Raw genomic sequence first — 21,909 nt, 5'->3', positions numbered from 1 at the left:
CACTTATTTTAAAAAACGTAGATGAACAAATTTCATCATATGCGTCCAATCCGACATCCTCATCATCAAACGAAGTCTAAGACTCCATTGTTTATTAAATGGAATATTTTTAAAATAGCCTTCACAGGAAACCAATTTGATAGCTGATGACCAACTTTGAAATTTCTTTGCATCATTAACATAAAAATACATTGTGGCTCCTTTATTCCCTGTTTTTTTAATCATATTATTTGATTTTTTAACTGCCGTTCTGGATTCAGCATCAAAATACAATTCTCCTCCTGGAAAACGCCTTGCCATTATCCTTAATATTTCACGAAGTTGCTGTTCTTTAAAAAAATAGAAAACCCCTCCCGAAACAAAAAATATGCCATCTTCAAAGGTAAATTTTACATCATCAAACCATGTAGTATCAAACAAAGATTTTGCAATACTAATATTACGCTCAGAATCTGGAATAAAACTCCTGCGAAAAGCAATAGAATCAGGTAAATCCAGGTTATACCATAGTATACTTCCATTATCAACTCTGGAAAAGGATGTATCCAGACCTGCTCCAATATTTACTACTGTCCCTCGAGGATACTTTCGTATAAATTCCCGAATAGCATCTTCAATTTTACGTGCACGTATTACATAACAAATGCCACCAAATTCCCCAAAGGTTTTTGCAACATTTTTAAAATTATAATCATAGTTTTTGATAATATCAATAGCTTGCTTATCATACAGTATTTCAGGATTCTTCTCACTAGCTACAGCACGTCCCCAAAGCGGAAGAAGCATTGTGTTTTGTACTGTCTGCACCTGTAATATTGGTTTTTTTTCCATATTGAACCCCTTTCTTGCAACAAAGTATTATTTAATATATCAATTATCTCAATATAAACAAGTTAGATTAATCTAACTTGTTTATATTATATCAAATTGTTGCGAGAATGAAAAGAGTCAACTTGTACCTGTGTTTTTAATTCTCTTTAGAATACCCATTGATTAGAAATAGATAAATATTATTTACAATAGTAGTAAAAGCAGATATATAGTTTTCCCAGCTTAATGTATAGGAAATCACCATATTGGTATATTCTTTAATCTCGTACAATTTGCCGCTGTTCACTAAAATGTAAAAGCCTAGTGGTACCTTGGCAATATGGAATGCAAAATTCACCTTATAGGTAGCAATATATGGTATAAAAGAAGCAATAGATACTATTCTTCTTCAAAAAGGGAAAAACGAAAAGATATATTATGTTTTGTTTTCATCTTTCTGAAATTCAAGGATATCTCCAGGCTGACAATCCAATATATCACAGATTGCGTTAAGCGTAGAAAAACGTATTGCGCTAATTTTGCCAGTTTTTATCTTCGATAGATTGACGTTTGCAATACCAATCTTATCCGCCAATTCGTTAACCGATATTTTACGATCAGCCATTACCCTATCCAACCTTAATATAATTGCCATTTTCTCCTCCCTCTCTAAAGAGTTTCATCATCTTGTTTTTGAAGAACGCAGCCATAATCAAAAATTGCTCCTAAACAGGCAAAGATTAATCCTAGTAACAATCCTAACAGAACAGATTCATCAATAATTGTAATTTTTATATGGTTGCTCATAATTGACGAAATGATACTTCCTGTCCACTGTGCTATAGCGTTGGAAGACATGATAAGTCCACCAATGATTTTTATATTTCTAGATACTTCTGGCAAAAATGGTGTTTTGTTTTTAGAAATTGCATGAAAAATCAGAAATGCAACAAACTGAATTGCTATGAAAAATACATAATAAATGACTTGCTTAATTTGAGTCGTTAAAATTGCGTTACCTTCAACAGCATTTATTAATTCTCTGATTGAAAATATTTCTGCAATAATCGTAAGTATTGACGTGATTGCTAAAATAATTTGTAGAGCTACGCTGGTAGTCTCGATTTCATGTTTCGCTCGCATTTTTATAAAAAACCTCCTTTATATTTTCTAAATCTAGATTAACATATAATTTTATGTTTTTCAACTAATATTTAATGTAAAACATTAAATATTATACGACTAAGATATTAAATGCAGAGTATAAACTTACTTGTAAGGTGAGAAGCCACTTTGTAAAGTGAGAAGCAATATATGTAAACGACAACTGAATATTTGTAAACGAAATGCCACTTTTGTACTCGAATCGCAGTTTTTGTAAACCAAATGCAGTTTGATCTTCAACTTTTATTGGAGTATTATAATAATCACAGGCATGCCAAAGAGGAGTCAACTCCCTCTCGATTTTTTTGTAATCGGAGAATCCACCCCTTTATTCCTTAGACAAATAGATGGTTGGCGGCACGCAAATTTATTATTTTTTGAGAAGAGCAGGTTTTAACATGATATCACTGGAGGCAACTGGTGCACATCCAAGCTTATGTAAAACTTCTTCTCCATGATAAAAGCTGAATGTTTCGTAGGGACTACGATTATTTAGCTTTTTTCTTTTGTAGGAATTGATATGATTCATCATTAAATTAATATCATCCTGTTTAAGCTGATTAAAACTCGTTCCTTTTAGAAGTACACGACGTATAAGTTCATGATTTACTTCAATAGCTCCTTTTTGATAGGGACTTCCCGCATCACAGTAAAATACATGCGTACGCAGCAAAGGAAATGTATTCCTATATTCAATCGATTTGGGATTAGAAAATTCACTTCCGTTATCAGTAAGAATAACTGGAAATAGTTTGCTAAACAAGTCTTTCCCAAGGGTACTATCAAGTTGATTGAATACATCAATCACAGATTTTGATGTGTTTGCTTCTCTTAAAAAAGCAAGCATAAGACTGCATTCTACAAAATGAATAGTTAAAAGATATTTACCCCCTTTACTACCAATGACAGAATCCATTTGTACTACTGATATGTCAGGATTCTTATCCATAAAAGTTCCAAATGCTTCATAATTGCGACCGATGCGGCAGCCTTTATCTACTTTAAATTCAGGCTTTTTGTATCGCTCACGAAACTTAACTTTTCTGGGAAGATCAATGTTCCTGACATCAAACAGGCATGCATCAATATAAAGGAAAGACTTTTTTTCAGATATTTCTGCAACTCAAGTCTTTCTTCATAGGTAAAAAAATTAGACATATATCCTCCATTCTGCCGCCAACGTTTTAAGGATAAATGTCTGATAAAAACAACGCAACAAAAAGACTGGCTCCTCACCAATCTTTTTGTAAGCCAGGATGCAGCCTCCTGGACATATATATTTAACTTAAAATTTTATAACTCAAATAAAGTTAATGGGCTGCAATTCATTTTACAATTCAGGATATTTAATTATATGAATATATAACCATGTGATATTGATACAGTATACTATCAGAGTCAAAATACAATGTAAATTAAAACCATATAGCATTTTATAAAAGAGCACTTATTGAAAATTTTAGAAGATTAACTTGTTATAACTATATATATGTCTATACGTCATCTTGATCAGGTGTGCATAGGAATACTCCTTTAACAACTCTATCAAATTTATTTGAAAGGATTGAAAAAATAGAGAAAAAGGAGTATCATTAAGTTAGTTAAAACTAACTTAATGATACTCCTTAAAGTTTTCAAGTGTTGTATGCTTTCAGAGTTTAGAAATGAAACTATATTTTTTAGAAAAGAGAGGTTGCCCATGAAACAGAAAACTGCAATAGCCAAAAAACCGAAAACTGGAATGACAAGGCTAATGGAACTTGCGGCCACAAAAAAACCGCTTATGATCACTTCGGTGATTTTATCCGCACTGGCTTCTATTGCTTCTTTTATTCCGTATATCGCTATTTACTATATCGTTTTGGAGATCATGGGAATATATCCCGAATTCTCAGCCCTTGATGTAGAAAGGACAATTGGATTCGGCTGGATTGCTTTTGGAGGTATTATTCTGAATATCCTATTGTACTTTTTAGCTCTGATGTGTTCACATCTTGCAGCCTTCGGTACGCTGTACGAATTGAAGGTAAATTTTGCATCACATCTCGCTAAAGTACCCCTAGGCTTTCACGTTTTAGTCGGCAGCGGTAAACTACGCAAGATTATGGATGAGAACATTGAAAAGATCGAAGGATTTATCGCCCATCAACTTCCCGATATGGTAGCATCTTTTGTTGCACCACTTGTCATGTTCATCATTTTACTTGTTGTTGACTGGCGCTTTGGTCTCGCAGCAATCGTAGGCATTGTCATTGCCTTTGTTATTCAGATGATTGCCTACGGAAATGATGGAGCAAAGACCATGATGAAAAAATATCAAACCTCACTAGAAGATATGAACAATGCATCTGTAGAATATATAAGAGGCATTACCGTAGTCAAAGCTTTCAAACAAACCGTATATTCCTTTCGCAGGATGCACAAAGCAATAAAGGAATATACTAATATGGTGATTCCCTATACATTAAGCTGGGAAAATTATATGTCGGCCTTTATCACAATTGTAAATAACATTTACTTATTTTTAATACCAGTAGGTATTCTAATTGGACTCAATACAACAGATTATATTTCATTTGCCAGCAAATTTATTTTTTATTTGATTTTTGTACCCTCTATTGCAACCATTATGACGAAAATTATGTATGTTTCTACCAGCGGCATCCAAATCATCGGTGGAGTAGAACGAATGGATGAAATTCTGCACACTGCATCACTGTCTCAACCCAAAAATCCAAAAACAACTAAAAAGCATGAAATTATTTTTGAAAATGTATCTTTTTCTTATGCAGATCAAGAAGCTGCGGCCCTGTCCCGCGTTTCATTCAGCGCGGAGGAAAATCAAATTACAGCTATTGTGGGCCCTTCCGGGGGAGGAAAAAGTACCATCGCCCATCTGATTCCGCGTTTTTTTGATGTAACAGAAGGAAGCATCCGAATTGGTGGGGTGGACATTCGCCATATGAATACAAATTATTTGATGGAAAAAGTTAGCTTTGTATTCCAGGATGTATTTCTCTTTAAACAGAGTATTATGGAAAATATCCGTATGGGAAATCAAAATGCAACAAATGAACAAATAATTGCTGCGGCCAAAGCCGCCCAATGCCATGAATTTATTGAAAAGCTGCATAATAAATATGATACTGTGATTGGCACAAAAGGAATTCATCTATCAGGAGGGGAGCAGCATCGTATTGCCATTGCAAGGGCCATTGTAAAAAATGCACCAATTATTATACTAGATGAAGCAACTGCATTTTCGGATCCCGAGAATGAACATCTTATCCAAAGGGCTTTTAAAAAGCTAATGCATGGCAAAACAGTGGTTATGATTGCACACCGTTTGTCTACCATACGGAGTGCTAATAAAATAGTGGTAATTGACAAGGGCCATCTTATCGAGCAGGGCATCCATGATGAACTACTTGCAAAAGAAGGAAAATATTTCGCCATGTGGAATATGTATGTCAAAATGTTGGATTGGAAGATGAACAGAAAGGGGGGCGAAACAAATGCTTAATCTCAAGGAGATGTTGATGCTTACAGATAAAGGCTATTCCGATTTAAAGAAGGCCATAATAGCATGTACTATTACCAATCTCTCACTAATGCTGCCCTTTGGCGTGACCATTGGAATTTTTACCGAACTATTAAAACCGCTCATGGGTCAGAAAATTTCATGGACAATAATGTGGATACTGTTTGGAGCCGGTATCATATCGGCAATTTTGGTGTTTATCGCCAGCAAAAATGATTATAAAAAAACCTATGTAACCTCTTATATGGAGGCTGAGAATACGCGAATCAGCGTCTCTGAGCATATACGAAAACTTCCCATGAGCTTTTTTAATTCCAAGGATTTATCAGAGCTTACCACGAATATCATGGGAGACTGCTCTACTACTGAACATGTATTGAGTCATATAATTCCGCAATTGTGTGCCAATGCTATTTCTATCACCATTATTTGTGCCATGCTTGCCATATTTGACTGGAGGCTTGCACTTTCTATATTCTGCACTGTACCCATTGCGCTTCTTGTCATTTTAGGCAGTAAAAAGATTCAGAATAAATTGGGAGAAAAACATGTGGATGCAAAGCTAAAGGCATCCGGACAGGTGCAGGAATATCTGGAGGGTATCAAGGTTATCAAGGCATGCGGTTTGGACGGTTCCAAGTTCTCATCATTAGATAGCTCTTTACGTTTGATGAAAAAAATGGCTATTAAAATGGAATTTGGCACCGGGATTTTTGTTACAGGGGCTCAGATGATTATACAGGCTGGTGTGGGACTTACAGTCTTTGTCGGCGTTTATCTACTGACAGAGGGTAAAATTGAGCTCATCCCATTATTAATGTTTTTGCTCATCGTTGTAAGAATCTATGGACCAGTTGTTGTTGAACTTACTTTATTACCAGAACTATTTTATCATCGCATTGCTACAAAGCGAATGCGTACTTTAATAAATACACCGGTTATGGAAGGAGATACTCAAACACAGATTACAAACTGGAATATTGATTTTGAAAATGTGTCCTTCAGCTATAATAATAAGAATCCTCAGGAAGATGTGGTAATCAAAAATCTTACAGTATCCATCCCTTCAGATACTATTACAGCTCTGGTAGGTCCTTCAGGATGCGGAAAAAGCACAATTTCAAGACTAATTGCACGGTTTTGGGATGTAAACAAGGGAAGGATTAAAATTGGAGGCGTGGATGTTAAAACACTGGATCCGGAATATCTTATGAGCTATATGTCCTTTGTATTTCAGGATGTTATTCTCTTTAACGATACGGTATACAATAATATCCGCATCGGAAATCTAGAGGCAACAGAACATCAAGTGATGGAGGCTGCAAAAGCAGCTTGCTGCGACAAGTTTGTAAATGAATTACCTGACGGTTATCAAACAACGCTCGGTGAAAACGGCAGTACCCTTTCAGGCGGTGAGCGACAGCGAATTTCAATTGCCCGTGCACTTTTAAAGAATGCACCTATCGTACTGCTGGATGAAGCTACAGCTTCTTTAGATCCTGAAAATGAGGTATGGATTCAGCAGGCCATCTCTAAATTGATTTCGGGAAAAACAGTTATTGTAATCGCACACAGACTGAGAACAGTTGCAGGGGCGGATAAAATCATTGTTTTAAATGAAGGTAAACTAGTGGAGGAAGGTACCCATGATACATTGATCAAAAATAAAGGCCTATATGAAAGACTATACAATATTCAGCAGGAAAGTCTAGGCTGGAGTGTATAGAAAAATCATTTAAATACAAGAACAAAAACGACAGGAGTATCTTCCAAAGATAAGCCTGTCATTTTTAATTTTTGCCAGTCATGTAACTTAACACTACTATGTCTGTTAAAAAATAATTTAACCCTTGGTTAACATGCCCTTTTCACTGTCAAGAGGTCAGCATCGCTCATATCGTCAAGCGGGCTTTCAAGCTATCTGCTCTGCGTGGATTTGTCCATTTCCTTAATCATACATACGACTTAAATAAGTCATATTTTTCTCGTTACTATTCGGCTTGCCGTATATAATATAAAGTAGAAAAGAAAGGGCAGGTAAATATGGATTATATTTCTGCCCCGGAAACAGCAAAGAAGTTGGGTATTTCAGAACAGTGCGTACAAAAACTTTGTGAGGAAAACCGCATATCTGGTGTGATAAGATTCAGTCAAATGTGGCTGATACCGAAAGACGCTGAAAAGCCCGCAGACGGACGCCGGAAAGAAAATAAAAAAGTTTGAAACGCTTTTATACAATACAAGTCTTATAAGTAAGGAGGTGAGAAAGTGGCGGATTTCGGTGAGATATATTCGGAATATTTTTCCGACGTTTATAAATATGTACTATCCCTTTATATGGATGAGGCTGTTGCAGAAGAAATAACGCAAGAAACCTTTTTTAAGGCAATGCAGCACATAGATAAATTTAATGGTTCTTGCAAGCTGTATGTTTGGCTTTGTCAAATAGCAAAGAACACCTATTTTACACTTTATAAAAAGAAAAAGCGTATTGTATCAGACTTGGATACAGGCATACCGGATATATCTTTCAACTTAGAAACGGATTATCTTGACAAGGATACGTCGAAACAGCTGCACATTGAGTTGCATAATCTAACTGAACCATACAAAGAAGTTTTTACTTTACGGGTGTTTGGAGAACTGCCATTCTCACAAATCGGGGAACTATTCGGAAAAACTGACAGTTGGGCAAGACTGATTTTTTATAGGGCCAAAAAGCAATTACAGGAGGTAATAAAATGAAAATATCTTGCGAGATCATAAAAGACCTGCTCCCGTTGTACCTCGACGGGGTATGCAGTAATGATAGCAAGGCGCTGATTGAGGAACACCTTGCTGAATGCGATAACTGCAAGACCGAACTGCAAACAATGAAAGGGGATCTTTTTATAAATCACAAAGATCAAAACTTGAAAGAAGCCGAAGCAGTAAGAAAACTGTCAAGGAGATGGAAAAAAGGAATGATAAGATCTTTACTAGAAGGTGTCTTAATTACACTTTTAGTGATTGCCGCCATTGCTCTCGTTTTGTATTTGTTTATGGATATACGAGCTTTACCAAAACCCTATTGATTGAAGGATTGTAAATTGAATAATCACATTTTAACAACAAAAAGCATCAAAATGCAGTATGAAGCAAGTACCATTTTAGAAGATGTTTCTATACATGTAGAATATAGCGATATTTACGGGCTGGTTGGGAAAAACGGTTCTGGAAAAACAACCCTACTCCATATCCTTACGGGATTAATCCAGAATTTTAATTGTAATCAATTCGGTTGCTACTATGCTGATAGCCACCATATTGGGCCTCTCTGTTTTTAGAAAGTATGAGTTGTGAAAATGATAGCGGAGGTATCATATGGAAGAAAGCAAATGGATATTATGTCCTTTTTGCAATTAATTTAAAACAACCATCATATAAAACACTACTTATAGTAGGTGTTAAAGTTTTTAATATTATTGACCGAAACGGTTAATTGTGTTATTATGTTATTAACCGTTTCGGTTAATAACATTTACGAGGTGAGTCTTTTGGAGAAATTTTTAAGTTTACCCATAGAAAAGCAAAATATAATTATTGATGCCGCTCTTACATGCTTTGGAACTAACGGTTACAAAAAAGCATCTATAAGCGATATCGCTGCTGCAGCGGGGATTTCAAAAGCATTGGTATTTCATTACTTTAGCACAAAAAAGGCTTTGTATTTATACCTAATTGATTTATGCACTCGTATTATCCTGAATGAACTCTATGAAAAGTTTGATAATGCCGTTACTGATTTTTTTGACAGAATTAAGCTTGCAGCCAGCATTGAAATTTCGGTTATGAAAAAACATCCTGCCATCCTTTCTTTCTTAGACAGTGTGTATTTTGAAAATGATGATGAAGTTAAAGCGAACATAAAAGCTATTCTTGCAAATAGTGAAAGTGAAAGTTTGAGAAGCAAAATTGCTTTTGAAGGCACTGACATTTCAAAATTTAAAGATGACATTGATCCAAATCTTGTTATGAAAATACTCAATAAGCTTGTCGATGGGTATTTAAGTAAAATGCCAACTAAAGCAAGGATTGATCTTGATGCTCTATGCGAAGAAATTGATGAATGTATAAACCTATTTAAAAAAAATTTTTATAAGGAAAAATATTTATAACGTATAGTCTGATTTACTCAAAAATACTTCTCATTAATGAGAAATAAAAACGCAAAAAGAAAGGAGAATATGTATGAACTCATATGTACTTGGTTTTTGCGAAATCGATAAAACCAAGCTTGCGATGGTCGGGGGCAAAGGCGCCAACCTGGGAGAACTATCCAGGATTGAGGGAATACAAGTGCCGGAGGGCTTTTGTGTTACTACCGAAGCATATAAAGAAATTATCAGGAATAGCGAAGAGTTTAATTCACTTCTAAATCAATTATCCCCTCTAAAAGCAGACAACAGAGAAGGCATTGGTGAAATCAGCGCAAAAATCCGCAAGGTCATCGAAGGAATAACTCTTCCGAAAGGCATTGATAATGAGATTACCCGTCATCTTGCCCAACTTGGTGAAAAAAATGCCTATGCCGTACGTTCCAGCGCTACGGCAGAGGATCTGCCGACAGCCTCCTTTGCGGGACAACAGGATACGTATCTGAACATCATAGGAAAGGAAGCAATCCTCAGACACATCAGCAGGTGCTGGGCATCGCTATTTACTGACCGTGCCGTGACCTACCGCATCCAAAACAGCTTCGATCACCGTAAGGTCCATCTGTCTGTGGTTATCCAGAAGATGGTTTTCCCGGAGGCGGCAGGAATTATGTTTACAGCCGATCCTGTCAGTGCTAACAGGAAGGTACTCTCCATCGATGCAAGCTTTGGGCTCGGTGAAGCTCTGGTCTCCGGCCTAGTAAACGCGGACAACTATAAGGTGCGTGACGACAGGATCATTGATAAGAAGATATCCACAAAAGAGCTGGCGATCTATGCCTTAAAAGAAGGTGGAACGGAGGAGAAAAAAATCCAGGCTGACCGTCAGAACAGGCAGACGCTGACAGACGAGCAGATTTTGGAGCTTGAGAAAACAGGCAGACGGATTGAAGCCTATTTTGGCCGTCCGCAGGATATCGAATGGTGCCTATATGAAAATAAATTCTTTATCGTCCAGAGCCGTCCCATCACTACCTTATACCCCATACCAGACGTGCGGGATGGGAAAAACCACGTGTATATGTCGTTTGGGCACCAGCAGATGATGACAGACGCGATGAAGCCGCTGGGGCTTTCCTGCTTCCAGTACAGCGGGGGCGACGAAACGTTGATGATCCAAGCGGGAGGCAGGCTTTTCATGGATCTCTCTCACGATATGGCGTCAACTTTCGGGCGGACGCTTGCGGTCGCGGCAATGGGGAAAGTCGACCCGCTGATCGATAGCGCGCTAAAAAACTTAACGAAGCGGAAAGAGTTCATAAAATCGCTTTCGCGCGGCAAGCGGTTTCTTAGCATGGGGTCGGGGTATTTTTCGTGGGCATTGGTCACGCAGTTCATAAAAATCTACCGGTCGGGCGACGTGGGCGTAGTCCCCGCTTTGATGAGGAAAAATGAGGCAGCTATAAAGGAGCTTAAGAAAAAGTTCGCCGCACTTTCCGGCGATGAGCTTTTTACCGCAGTTGATATGGAATTAAAACAGCTTATTAAGGCGATCGGCGACCCTCAGGGTTTGGGTTCTGTCTGGACTGGGACCCTCGCGGTGAGCTGGGTCAACAAAAACGTGGAGAAATGGCTCGGCGAGAAAGGTGCTGCGGACACACTGACACAGTCCGTGCCGAACAATGTAGCGGGTGAGATGGGGCTTGAACTGCTGGATGTTTCAGACGTGGTGAGACAGTACCCGGCGGTAGCGGAATACCTAAAAACAGTTAAACCTGAGGGGGCAGACGTGTTTTTTAATGATCTTGGCAAATTGGAGGGCGGCGAGGCCGTAAGCAAAGCCATGCGGGAATTTTTAGCAAAATACGGCGTGCGCTGTTCCGGTGAGATAGACATCACAAAGCCGCGCTGGATAGAGGAGCCGTCCGCACTTGCCCCGATGATTCTGAGCAATATCGAAAACTTCACACCAGGCGCACATAAAGAGATATTTGAACAGGGACTGAAAGAAGCCGAGGAAAAGCGGCGGGAAATTCTAAGCCGCCTTTCGAAGGGCAAAGCGAAAAAAGCGGAGAAAATGATCAGCCGCATACGCAACTTCATCGGCTACCGGGAGTATCCCAAGTACGTCATGGTTTGTCGCTATTGGATAGTCAAACAGGCCCTCCTGCGGGAGGCCGAAAAGTTGGTTCAATGCGGGGTTTTCCGCAAGAGAGAGGATATTTATTATCTGTCTTTTGAGGAACTGCGGGAGGCCGCCCGGACGAAGAAATTTGATTATAACAAAATATTGAAGCGAGAAGAGGAGTTCGAAGTTTACAAAAAACTGACGCCACCGAGGCTGATGACTTCCGAAGGCGAGATAATCCCAGGCGAATACGACTCGGGAAAGGCACCAAAAGGGGCGCTCATTGGAATACCCGCGTCGTCGGGGGTTGTGGAAGGCCGCGCTCGTGTTATTCTCCGGCTAGAGGACGCCGAACTATCAAAAAGCGACATTTTAGTGACAAGATTCACAGACCCAAGCTGGACGCCGGTTTTCGTGTCCATTAGCGGATTAGTGGCGGAAGTGGGCGGCATGATGACCCATGGTTCTGTGGTTGCCAGAGAATACGGCCTGCCTGCGGTTGTAGGCGTGGAAAACGCTACCAGGCTCATTAAAGACGGACAAAAAATTCGGGTAAATGGAACGAAAGGGTATGTGGAAATCCTGAAAATCTATCTGTAGAAGAACTATGTGCAAGAATGCTTGCTCATGATGTTCCCTTTTGGAATGTTGAAGAAATTCGAAAGTGGGGGCTGCAAGCCCTGGAATCGGAAGAAATGACGGAAGGATATCCGATCATTAAAGGTTCTGATAAAGCGATTGAAAGAATAGATCATGTTATCCCTGTAGTAGGTTACCTTACTTTAAGACAGACGTCAATCAGGGATGCTACAAAGAGATGGCTAAAGAAACATGGCTTTCCCGATATACCAGTAATAACCAGACCTAACAATTTAAAGCTTGAGGAAGGAATGAAATGGAAAGCAGATACATTAGCCTATCTCTATCCTCATGTCATCGGTTCGATTGACGATACCCTTGATATTTTCAACTATCTACCAAGCAGTTATAAGGGAACCATTTTTCTGTATGGTCAAACGGATTACCCCAAAAGCGATCTGAACATTATTCCCTGTAAAACTTGGGATGACGTTTACAAGAAAGTAGTAGAACACCAGGCCGCGCTTCAGCGAACAGCAGGAAACCCTACTTAGAAACTGGCATGGGGGGCTTAATATTTTAAAACACAAGAAAGGACTGAGCTAATTTGGAGAAAAACCAGTTTATCATGAATATTCCCAATGAGGAGAGCGTGAACCTGGAAAGTTTGGTGGAGTATCAAAGGGGAAAGTTGGTTAGCCTACCGATTGCTCAATTGTCCAACATCAACATTATATTGCTTGCTATAGACCAAGGGGCCCAAGGGGAAGCGATTAATGCTCACAGCGCTCCAGGGGACGCTCTGTTACAAATCTTGGATGGCGCTGCAGAAATCACTATCGGTGAGAAAACCCTCACCGTTAAAAAAGGAGAATCTGTGGTCATGCCAGCCAATGTTCCACATGCCTTGTCAGCAAGAGAACGGTTTAAGATGCTGCTGACCTTTATCAAGTAATGAGAAACTGTATGGTAGATCCCACATTTCAGAAAGGAGGCACATTTTATAGAAAACTAGATATTAAGAATAGACAATAATTCCAACAATTCGGACGACCATCAGCACCTATGGCTATTTAGAATACCAGTTCAAGAAAAAAAAGCTGGGATCATTCAGAAATCTTTGCCGCTTAAAGTTGAAGTAGAAGTTTTTGTGTTGGCAGTATCCTGTCTTGTAAAATTTGTAGTAGTGATTTTATCATTCTCATTATTCAATGCAGAACCAATACCAGCCAATACTATTAAAATAATTATTATAGATAATACCTTATATCGCATAAAAAAATTTCTCTGGTCTTCTCCACAATGCGGACACTTTTTAGCACTCTTTGCAATATCTGCATCACAAGCTTTACATTTTACTAAATTTTTATTTTCCACTATAATTCCCTCCCCCATTTATGTACATTTTATTTAATTGTAACAATATAGTAACAGTTCGTCCATATTTAGGCATAAAAGTAAAGCCTACCAGAGATTTTTCTGGTAGGCTTGGAGAATATATTGGTTGTAAATAATAATAAACTCAGGAATGTTGACCTCATAAGTATATGATATACTATTTTACAATATATGTAAATAGGTTTTGAACATAAAGCTCTCTTTTGTTTTAAATGTAGTGAATTGGATATAATGGTTAATACCATAAGAATATTTTTATATTTTACTCATTATGTATTACCTCAATAAAAGCCCTGGTATACACCAGAGCTTTTATCTCTTTTAGGAGTAATTATATATTTGATCTCTTTCTACCAGTATAGAATAAATTAAGAACTCTTATTATTCGATAATAATTCAATCTTTTTGTCTGCCAAAATAAATCCTATTCCTGATATTAAGCTTGCTAAAGCTCCTATTATAGCAGCTATTCCTATGTTACCGCGCACAACACAACCCACTATTATTCCAGCAACTCCTACAATAATAAGAATTATTCCTATGATTTTCATTTATTTCTCTCTCCTTTCAATTATTACATATAAGTACTTCTACAATAATATGTATATTCCTGCTCAATATTCCAATTTTACATAAAAAAATAAAACCCTGGTTTCCCAGGGCAATAATTATTTATTTGTATTCCTAGCAGTACTTTGTCCACAATAAAAGCCTATAATTATCAAAAATATGTTCTGAAAACTTTCCCCTGAAATTATCCTACGTACAGCTAACACAATAAATGTAGCGATTAAAGATATAGCAATCATTTTCTTCACTTCTATAAGATTGCTTAACTTTTGCGACACATAAAACATCTCCCCTAATTATTCAAAAATATATTCCAAGTCTCCGGTCTTAACACTCCATCTAACCAAGGTGATTTTTTGTCTTTTCTAATAAGTGTACACCATTTTTGGTGCGTTCCACTTTCTTCGGCCACAATTGCTCCCTTTTTATATTTCACATCATATTCAATTCTATATATCTTTACATTTTCTCCTTTGACACCATTAATGCTTCCTTTGCCATTAGATAGATACCCTTCTTTAAAAAGTGGAGCAAAGTAAAAAGAGTCTTAGATTTCTCCAAGACTCTGAATGTGTTGTGTCTCATTATGGGAAATATTGTGTAATAATAAAATTCTGTATCATCCTTATATTAATACCTATTATTTAGGATCATCAGTACTTATGGTACGATATGTTTTAAATATTGAACCAACTCTATCCTTTAGATCAAAGTACCCTGAACCCATCATTACCGTTGGTTTAACTTTCAGAGCACTTGGTCTTCCGTTTTCCAAGCAGTCTTCATTCGCATATACTGCAACAATTTCTCCAATAAACATCGTAAAATCAAATATAGGAATTGTCTGTATTACCTTACAAAGGTAATTTACAGGACATTCTTTTATCATTGGCGCATTTCCTGTATCATCATAAAATGAATCAAAAACATTCGATTTATCTTCTTTATTACCAGAGACACACCCACAAAAATCAGTCTTATCAATAGATTCAGAGGATGGTATGTTTACACTAAAGAATCCATTTTTCACTACGCCTGAAGTCGTATAGTGGGAATTTTTCAATGAAATATAGAGTACAGGTTTCTGACTTACAACCCCATATGCACCTAGTGTGGCATAGTTTGGTTTTCCATTAACCATCGCCCCTGCTAAAATTGTAATAAATGGTCCAAAAGGGATATTTGCTATTTTCTTCTTTATCATATTCTTTCTCCAATCCAATTATTTATTTGTTGCAACAATAATAATTGTATGGATAAATTTTTAAAAAATATAGACTGTTTCTTTTCTATGAGTTATCATATAGATAGATTATGCCCAAAAATAAATGTTCTTAGCATCGCAATAAATATCTATCACGCTAAAGTTTCCATTATATTATCTAGACTTATTATCTTTCAAAATATTTGAAATCTTTACCTTCATTCGGCTTCCCAGCTACCCCTATTTGATATATCTTATCATAACCAGCATACTGATATAAGGCGTTTGGTTCATCAGTAAAAACTAGGATAGCTAGAAGGTCCTAAAATAATACCTAAATAAGTATGCGTTACTTTAATTTCTTTAATATTCTGGCTTTTATGTCCCTCTGTGTCTATCAAATAAGCTCTTACATTATTGTATACCTGATGCTTTTTATAATTAACTACTCCCATTTGGATAAAATACATTGCAATTAATATTATTAGAACAATGAAACTTTTACTGTGTCCATTAGATTCGCCTGACATTCTTTATACTCCTCTCATTTAGTTACCAATATCGTGTTTTACTACTATTAATAATACTTTAATATTACCATATTTTATATTTCAGGCAAAATAAAAAGACTACTCTTCAAAATTATATTGATATTGCTGTTTGTGCAATTTTGAAAGTTCATCAGGTAAACTTATTACTTCTTCCTTAGGATTTTTAATAGGTGTAATATTGTTCTTTAAAGCTCTGAGCCAGTCATTATATTCTATATCAGGATTTTCTGCTTTAAACTTTTTAACTGCTTCCTGGTATTTTGAATATATATCACTTTTAAGTGAATAAAAATCCTCAATGGTTCTTTGTTGTGAATATGGATTAACCAAGAATTCTTTTAATCCCGGAATTTGTTGTAAAAAACTAGCCGGTTTTTCATTTTTAACACCTAGAATAGTATCAATAGCATTTACAGCATACTTACCAAGTGCTGCAGTATATCCCTGGATTGTATTATCTATATAATCTTTAACCCTGACGTTTCTCAACAATCTACTTCCTGCCTGTGCTGCTGTTTCATCTTTTTTACGCCTAGGATAAACTATCTTATAGACTCTAGTGGCATTAAGGTCCACTAAGTATTCATTAACAAATATTTTTTGTTTTGACGTTAATTTTCCCATCAATGCCACCTCAGTTCCTATTAATCCATGGACCATTAATTTTTTGAAATAAAAAAATAAGTACCAAAATAATATTGGTACTTTGTGTGATATTAAGAGTTTTTAGTTGATGAGTATAATTATATATAATCAATAATTACCTATGCTTAATTACGGGTATTGCTTTTGGTATCATTATGGATTACCTTTAAATATATTATATTCACCAATTGTTATGATATCATTACACATATGTTAAAAGATATAAAAACAAGCACCCAGGTGACGGGTACTTACTTTTGATAATATTGTTAATCATTATCTAAAAGGAGATCAATTTAACATATAAACTTCTGTCAGTTGCATTTGAGTTTAACGTGCCCTGCAACTATAGGACACTGACGTAAATATGTATATGGTGGGAAACTAATTCATAAGCCATTCACAATACTTATTATACACAGCATTTGTTACAATCCAATGTCCTATGTAATAACTATTTGTAAATAATATAAAAGTAGACACTGCATTAACAGTGCCTATTTTCAATGTTCTTTTATTTTAAAGATGCAGTAAAAACATAACTTATAGTGGTTGCATCTATATTTAATGTGCCCTGCAACCATGGACACAGCCTTATGTATCCTCAATGCCCAGAGGATGGTATGTATGTCTTATTATGTATTATATACATCAATTGTTACGATATTATTTTGTACAGGTTAAATAAATATTTACACATATCAAAAGGCATTTGAACTTAATCAAATGCCTTTCACAATATGTAGTATAATTTTTATTTGTGGTTTCCCACATTGGTAGCTATATTTAAAAGCTATAGCCAAACCTGTATAATTTAAAAAGAACAATTCTATATTTGATAACGTTATTAAAATTAAAAATCAATTCTTTGTTCTTAGAACTAATCTCCAAAACTCCATCTTCCGTTATCGTGACCATCGGAGCAATAGACTTTACGCCGGCATCATAACCACACTCGAAAAGCTCAATTGTTGATTCTGCTACGCCTTTACTTTTGGGCTTCCCCCATACATCCTCTTTAATATTATCCTAATATATAGTACTATTTCTTTTAAGTAAAAGCAAGACTCCATTTAACCCTGGAACCAGAGGTATATTTTAATGTAAAATTGACTTGACATTTAAAGTAAAGTTTACTATACTTTAAATTGTAAAGTTTACTATACTTTTTATAAGGAGTGAATTATGAAAAATTATATTAAAGATTTACGCAAGAAAAAACGTATGACACAAGAAGAACTTTCTGAACTCTGTAAAGTTACCAGACAGACAATAATTTCCCTCGAAAGTGGGAAATATAATCCATCAATTTTTCTTGCCTATAAAATAGCCAAAATATTCGGATTATCAATTGAAGAAGTATTTATTTTTGAGGAGGAATAACCCATGAATTATGCTAAAAAACAGTTTGTATTTTTTATTGTATATACCGTTATTGATATTGTTGCATTTACAGTTGCTCTATTTCATAATTTTGCCTATGACTACAGCAATGGACTTATTTATGGCATAGCTGGAGCGTGTACAGCCACTGGAATACTAGGTACTATTTCTAGCATTAGACTAATAAACAACCCCAAAAAAGCAGAACGAATCGAAATCGCTAAAAATGAAGAACGCACTCAATTAATAAGAATGAAATCTCACTCATCTGCCTATACCATAATAATTTTTCTTGAATCAATAACAACTATCATACTAGGATTTTTAAGGTTAAAAGAAGCTTCTATAACTATTGCCACCATTCTAATTGCACAGATTATTATAACTATAATTTTCTTATCCTATTATAGTAAAAAATATTAGTCAACAAAAATATACTGCTTTTCGTAACAATTAGATAAAACAGTATATTTTTAATCAACCTATACCTCCTTTTCGTGACAGCTCTTTGAGACATATTAAACTTCATCCCCACCTGCCTATCTCCTTATTTTTATACACAAGAAAAGAGCCCTAGTAAAGCGGGAGGCACTGAAACACCTAGGTTTTTCAGTAGCCTCCTGCTTTACTAGACAACTTTTTGGATTAACTATGATTATTTTTACTACAATTGTACTACATTTTAATAATTCTTATCTAAACTAAAATTCCTTAAAGCCTTAATTTAAGCCATTTTTGGAGTTTAACACATCTTAATAAACACTATGGCGGAGAAGAAGGGATTTGAACCCTTGCGCCAGGGAACTCCCGACCTACCGCATTTCGAGTGCGGACCCTTCAACCACTTGGGTACTTCTCCAGATTATAAACTTATTTTAGCACCTCGGACAGAACTTGGATAGAACAACTCATAAATCTGTCCTGATTCAGACTCCAAAGGCAGCAATTAGCTGATACCCCCATCTTCTTCAAAGTAGATAATAAATATGCTATACCCCTGATAAGTTCTTCTATCTTCTATTTTTAAAAAATTTTTTTAACATATTGCTACACTCATTATTATATAGCCATTGAATATCTATCCAATGATTTAGAAAGTTATTTTGCAGTATATTAACTACGGAACCACAGGCACCCATGACAGGATCAAATGTTCCTATATATAACCTACTTATTCTACACTGCAATATAGCTCCTGCACACATAGGACAGGGTTCTAATGTAACATACATGCTGCAATCTTTCAATCTCCAATTTTTAACCACTTTTGAAGCACTTCTTATAGCAAGTATTTCTGCATGAGCTGTACTATCTTTCAATGTTTCTTTTAAGTTATAAGCTCTTGATATTATATTATTATTTTTTACTACCACAGCTCCTACCGGAACTTCTCCTAATTGTAATGCCATTTCAGCTTGTTTTATAGCCTCAAACATAAAACCATCCATAAATACCTCTGAAAATTAATAATTTAAAATTAATACAAATTACTTTTATGATAAATGTACATATAAATTACTAACATTAAATAAAATATAAAATAAAAGCATAATCCTTTATAAAATAAATATCTTGTAAATTCACCATTTACAAGACTTATGGTGCGCCCGAGAGGAATCGAACCCCCGGCACGCGGTTTAGGAAACCGCTGCTCTATCCTACTGAGCTACGAGCGCATATTTATGTACAATTGCTACCTTAATATTTTATTATAGTTTATAATAATTGTCAATTTCTTTTTGCTCTTGTATAATAAATATTAAAATAGATATTTCATATTCTAATTATTTTAATATATCATTTATAAAAATGTATATATTTGCCCCTAAAATTAAAAATATTATAAAGGAGGATTTTACATGATCAATGAATTAAAAAAATTATTTTTAGCAGGAATTGGTTCTGCTGCATACACTTATGAAAAAGCATCAAAACTAATCCAAGAAATGGTTCAAAAAGGAAGAATAACGGTTGATGAAGGAAAACAGTTGTCCGAAGAACTAAAAAAAACTGCCATAGCTAAAAAAGAACAAATAAAACCTCTAAATAAAACTCAACTCACATCCATATTAGATAGTATGAATTTTGCAACGAAAGATGATATATCAAAAATAAATGAAAGATTAGATAAACTTGAAAGTAAAATAAATAATGATAACTAAAGCCTTTGGCTTTAGTTATTAAATATATTTATGAATAAGAAATCTGCAAAAAGATTTAAAGAGATATTGAAAGTACTAACTAAATATGGTTTTAAATTTTTAATAGACAATAAAAGCACTAGAGACAAAAAATCTCCCGAAAACCTTAGAAAAGCATTTGAAACTTTAGGGCCTACATTTATAAAGATAGGCCAAATCCTAAGCTCACGACCGGACATACTACCTTTAAAATATATTGAAGAACTTTCAAAGCTTCAAGATGAAGTATTTCCTGAAAAATATGAACATATAGACAAAGTATTTTTTAATGAGTTTAATAAAAATATAAAGGATTGTTTTTTATATTTTGAGAAAACTCCCCTGGCTTCTGGCTCTATAGCCCAAGTACATAATGCTATTTTAATGGATGGAAGAAAAGTTATTGTAAAAATACAAAGGCCTGAAATAAAAGAAAAAATAGAAACTGATATAAATCTATTATATAAAATTATAAAACTTAGTAGAAATAAATTTAAAAATGTTTTAATAGATCCTGAAGAAGCTTTAGATGAATTACTGTTCTCCACCGAACGAGAACTAAATTTTAAATTAGAATATGAAAATATGGTAAAATTCAAAGAACTAAATAAAAATATTAACTTTTGTTATGTACCTTATGTAGTAAAATCTCTCTCCGGAACTAAAGTATTGACAATGGAAAAAATTCACGGATTTAAAATAAATGATATGGCCAAATTAAGGCAAAAAAAGTACGATTTACAAGATTTAGGTGAAAAACTCGCATTATTTTTCTTTAAACAAGTATTTACTGATGGATTTTTTCACGGTGATCCCCATGCTGGTAATTTAATGATACTTGATAAAAAAATATGTTTTATAGACTTTGGTATAGTGGGTATAATTTCGCCTGGACTTAAATCACTTTTAAACGAAGTTATTATAGCTATAGTGCAAAAAGATATAGATAAGCTTGTATTCTCAATTATATCCTTAGGCGTAAAAAAAGAACTCATAGATAGAAATAAACTATATGAAGATATAGAAATGTTCTTAGTAAATTACTTATCTACATCACTTAAAAATATAAAAATTTCAGTATTGATGACAGAAATTTTTAAGTGTGCAAAAAATAACAATATAGTTTTGCCCAAGGATTTAATATTACTAGTAAAAAGTCTAATAATAATAGAAGGTTTAATAACAGAAATTTCACCTGAAATTAACATTTTAGACGTGGCTATACCTTTTTTAAAACAAAATAACAGATTCTATTATTTTGAAGGAATAAATTTAGAGGATATACTTATAAACTCTTATAGTTTTACTAAAAATTTTTCAAAACTTCCAATGAAAACTGTTGAATTAATAGATGGTATACTAAATGGAAGAGCTAAAATTCAGCTAAAATTCAATAAAATTGATGACTCTATAAATCAATTAAATAGAATGGTAAATAGATTATCAATTTCTCTTATAGTATGTTCTATGATTATAAGTTCTTCTTTGATATTAAATCTAAATATAGGTCCTAAAATTTACAATATACCTTTAATCGGTATTGTAGATTTCATACTTTTTATATTTATTGGTATTACACTTATAATTTCCATACTAAAATCAGGTAAACTTTAAAGGAGA

General features: G+C 35.0%; 24 protein-coding genes, 2 tRNA genes and 2 pseudogenes. 14 read left to right on the top strand and 14 right to left on the bottom strand.

Annotation, left to right across the window (positions count from 1 at the left end):
• Positions 1-3: 3 nt before the first annotated feature.
• From CKL_RS00380 to CKL_RS00365, 4 genes and pseudogenes are all read right to left on the bottom strand, one after another.
• Positions 4-831, bottom strand: a complete 828-nt coding sequence (locus CKL_RS00380; RefSeq protein WP_011988681.1) for a class I SAM-dependent methyltransferase — start codon at positions 829-831, stop codon at positions 4-6.
• Positions 832-1,246: 415 nt separating this feature from the next.
• Positions 1,247-1,465 (bottom strand): helix-turn-helix domain-containing protein, encoded by a 219-nt coding sequence (locus CKL_RS00375; RefSeq protein ID WP_011988680.1) that lies wholly within the window; start codon positions 1,463-1,465, stop codon positions 1,247-1,249.
• Positions 1,466-1,479: 14 nt separating this feature from the next.
• On the bottom strand, positions 1,480-1,953 hold the full coding sequence (locus CKL_RS00370; protein WP_011988679.1) for a hypothetical protein: 474 nt from the start codon (positions 1,951-1,953) through the stop codon (positions 1,480-1,482).
• 391 nt (positions 1,954-2,344) lie between these two features.
• Positions 2,345-3,085: pseudogene (locus CKL_RS00365) on the bottom strand (transposase); the annotation flags it as partial.
• A 588-nt stretch (positions 3,086-3,673) separates the two neighbouring features.
• On the opposite strand from CKL_RS00365, the gene CKL_RS00360 reads away from it, so the two are divergent.
• From CKL_RS00360 to CKL_RS00320, 10 genes are all read left to right on the top strand, one after another.
• Positions 3,674-5,497, top strand: coding sequence for an ABC transporter ATP-binding protein (locus CKL_RS00360; RefSeq protein WP_011988676.1), 1,824 nt, complete (start codon positions 3,674-3,676; stop codon positions 5,495-5,497).
• The gene (locus CKL_RS00355; RefSeq protein WP_011988675.1) at positions 5,490-7,241 is read left to right on the top strand and encodes an ABC transporter ATP-binding protein; all 1,752 of its coding nucleotides are present in this window, start codon (positions 5,490-5,492) and stop codon (positions 7,239-7,241) included. The genes CKL_RS00360 and CKL_RS00355 overlap by 8 nt, the downstream gene beginning before the upstream one ends.
• Positions 7,242-7,558: 317 nt before the next feature.
• Positions 7,559-7,738, top strand: coding sequence for a helix-turn-helix domain-containing protein (locus tag CKL_RS00350; RefSeq protein ID WP_011988674.1), 180 nt, complete (start codon positions 7,559-7,561; stop codon positions 7,736-7,738).
• Positions 7,739-7,783: 45 nt separating this feature from the next.
• On the top strand, positions 7,784-8,260 hold the full coding sequence (locus CKL_RS00345) for an RNA polymerase sigma factor (protein ID WP_011988673.1): 477 nt from the start codon (positions 7,784-7,786) through the stop codon (positions 8,258-8,260).
• Entirely contained in the window at positions 8,257-8,589 is a 333-nt protein-coding gene (locus CKL_RS00340; protein ID WP_011988672.1) for a zf-HC2 domain-containing protein, read from the top strand. The genes CKL_RS00345 and CKL_RS00340 overlap by 4 nt, the downstream gene beginning before the upstream one ends.
• 51 nt (positions 8,590-8,640) lie before the next feature.
• Positions 8,641-8,841 (top strand): ATP-binding cassette domain-containing protein, encoded by a 201-nt coding sequence (locus CKL_RS21445; protein WP_278184190.1) that lies wholly within the window; start codon positions 8,641-8,643, stop codon positions 8,839-8,841.
• A 210-nt stretch (positions 8,842-9,051) separates the two neighbouring features.
• A complete protein-coding gene (locus tag CKL_RS00335) occupies positions 9,052-9,672 on the top strand; it encodes a TetR/AcrR family transcriptional regulator (protein WP_011988670.1) in 621 nt (206 codons plus the stop codon).
• Positions 9,673-9,745: 73 nt separating this feature from the next.
• The gene (gene ppsA, locus CKL_RS00330; protein WP_011988669.1) at positions 9,746-12,379 is read left to right on the top strand and encodes a phosphoenolpyruvate synthase; all 2,634 of its coding nucleotides are present in this window, start codon (positions 9,746-9,748) and stop codon (positions 12,377-12,379) included.
• A gap of 17 nt (positions 12,380-12,396) precedes the next feature.
• On the top strand, positions 12,397-12,912 hold the full coding sequence (locus tag CKL_RS00325; RefSeq protein WP_011988668.1) for a hypothetical protein: 516 nt from the start codon (positions 12,397-12,399) through the stop codon (positions 12,910-12,912).
• Positions 12,913-12,965: 53 nt separating this feature from the next.
• A complete protein-coding gene (locus tag CKL_RS00320) occupies positions 12,966-13,313 on the top strand; it encodes a cupin domain-containing protein (protein ID WP_011988667.1) in 348 nt (115 codons plus the stop codon).
• A gap of 155 nt (positions 13,314-13,468) precedes the next feature.
• On the opposite strand, the gene CKL_RS00315 is transcribed toward CKL_RS00320, so the two are convergent.
• The 7 genes and pseudogenes from CKL_RS00315 to CKL_RS00285 all read right to left on the bottom strand — a co-directional run bounded on the left by CKL_RS00315 (position 13,469) and on the right by CKL_RS00285 (position 16,705).
• The gene (locus tag CKL_RS00315) at positions 13,469-13,735 is read right to left on the bottom strand and encodes a zinc ribbon domain-containing protein (RefSeq protein ID WP_049759117.1); all 267 of its coding nucleotides are present in this window, start codon (positions 13,733-13,735) and stop codon (positions 13,469-13,471) included.
• Positions 13,736-14,124: 389 nt separating this feature from the next.
• Entirely contained in the window at positions 14,125-14,307 is a 183-nt protein-coding gene (locus CKL_RS00310; protein ID WP_011988665.1) for a hypothetical protein, read from the bottom strand.
• A 117-nt stretch (positions 14,308-14,424) separates the two neighbouring features.
• A complete protein-coding gene (locus CKL_RS00305; RefSeq protein ID WP_012620037.1) occupies positions 14,425-14,613 on the bottom strand; it encodes a hypothetical protein in 189 nt (62 codons plus the stop codon).
• A 5-nt stretch (positions 14,614-14,618) separates the two neighbouring features.
• A pseudogene (locus CKL_RS19580) lies at positions 14,619-14,840 on the bottom strand (DUF4829 domain-containing protein); the annotation flags it as partial.
• A 126-nt stretch (positions 14,841-14,966) separates the two neighbouring features.
• Positions 14,967-15,530 carry a flavin reductase family protein gene (locus CKL_RS00295; protein WP_011988663.1) on the bottom strand — a complete coding sequence of 188 codons (564 nt, stop codon included), beginning with the start codon at positions 15,528-15,530 and terminating at the stop codon, positions 14,967-14,969.
• Between the two features lie 293 nt (positions 15,531-15,823).
• Positions 15,824-16,060, bottom strand: coding sequence for a DUF3139 domain-containing protein (locus tag CKL_RS00290; RefSeq protein WP_011988662.1), 237 nt, complete (start codon positions 16,058-16,060; stop codon positions 15,824-15,826).
• 99 nt (positions 16,061-16,159) lie between these two features.
• Positions 16,160-16,705 (bottom strand): terminase small subunit, encoded by a 546-nt coding sequence (locus CKL_RS00285; RefSeq protein ID WP_011988661.1) that lies wholly within the window; start codon positions 16,703-16,705, stop codon positions 16,160-16,162.
• A 1,206-nt stretch (positions 16,706-17,911) separates the two neighbouring features.
• Here CKL_RS00285 and CKL_RS00280 point away from each other — a divergent pair.
• Both CKL_RS00280 and CKL_RS00275 read left to right on the top strand, forming a co-directional pair.
• Entirely contained in the window at positions 17,912-18,109 is a 198-nt protein-coding gene (locus CKL_RS00280) for a helix-turn-helix transcriptional regulator (RefSeq protein ID WP_011988660.1), read from the top strand.
• A 3-nt stretch (positions 18,110-18,112) separates the two neighbouring features.
• Positions 18,113-18,532: a hypothetical protein gene (locus tag CKL_RS00275; protein ID WP_011988659.1), complete on the top strand. Its 420-nt coding sequence runs from the start codon at positions 18,113-18,115 to the stop codon at positions 18,530-18,532.
• A 342-nt stretch (positions 18,533-18,874) separates the two neighbouring features.
• Here CKL_RS00275 and CKL_RS00270 read toward each other — a convergent pair.
• The 3 genes from CKL_RS00270 to CKL_RS00260 all read right to left on the bottom strand — a co-directional run bounded on the left by CKL_RS00270 (position 18,875) and on the right by CKL_RS00260 (position 19,785).
• Positions 18,875-18,968: transfer RNA gene (locus CKL_RS00270), tRNA-Ser, on the bottom strand.
• A 151-nt stretch (positions 18,969-19,119) separates the two neighbouring features.
• Positions 19,120-19,557 (bottom strand): tRNA adenosine(34) deaminase TadA, encoded by a 438-nt coding sequence (tadA, locus tag CKL_RS00265; protein ID WP_011988658.1) that lies wholly within the window; start codon positions 19,555-19,557, stop codon positions 19,120-19,122.
• Positions 19,558-19,708: 151 nt separating this feature from the next.
• Positions 19,709-19,785: transfer RNA gene (locus CKL_RS00260), tRNA-Arg, on the bottom strand.
• Positions 19,786-19,968: 183 nt separating this feature from the next.
• On the opposite strand from CKL_RS00260, the gene CKL_RS00255 reads away from it, so the two are divergent.
• Positions 19,969-20,271 (top strand): phasin family protein, encoded by a 303-nt coding sequence (locus CKL_RS00255; protein WP_011988657.1) that lies wholly within the window; start codon positions 19,969-19,971, stop codon positions 20,269-20,271.
• Between the two features lie 30 nt (positions 20,272-20,301).
• On the top strand, positions 20,302-21,903 hold the full coding sequence (locus tag CKL_RS00250) for an ABC1 kinase family protein (RefSeq protein WP_011988656.1): 1,602 nt from the start codon (positions 20,302-20,304) through the stop codon (positions 21,901-21,903).
• The last annotated feature ends 6 nt before the right edge of the window (positions 21,904-21,909 follow it).

Source organism: Clostridium kluyveri DSM 555 (assembly GCF_000016505.1).
In the GTDB taxonomy this organism is placed as follows: Bacteria; Bacillota; Clostridia; order Clostridiales; family Clostridiaceae; genus Clostridium_B; species Clostridium_B kluyveri.
This window is presented reverse-complemented; position numbering and strand designations above follow the sequence as displayed.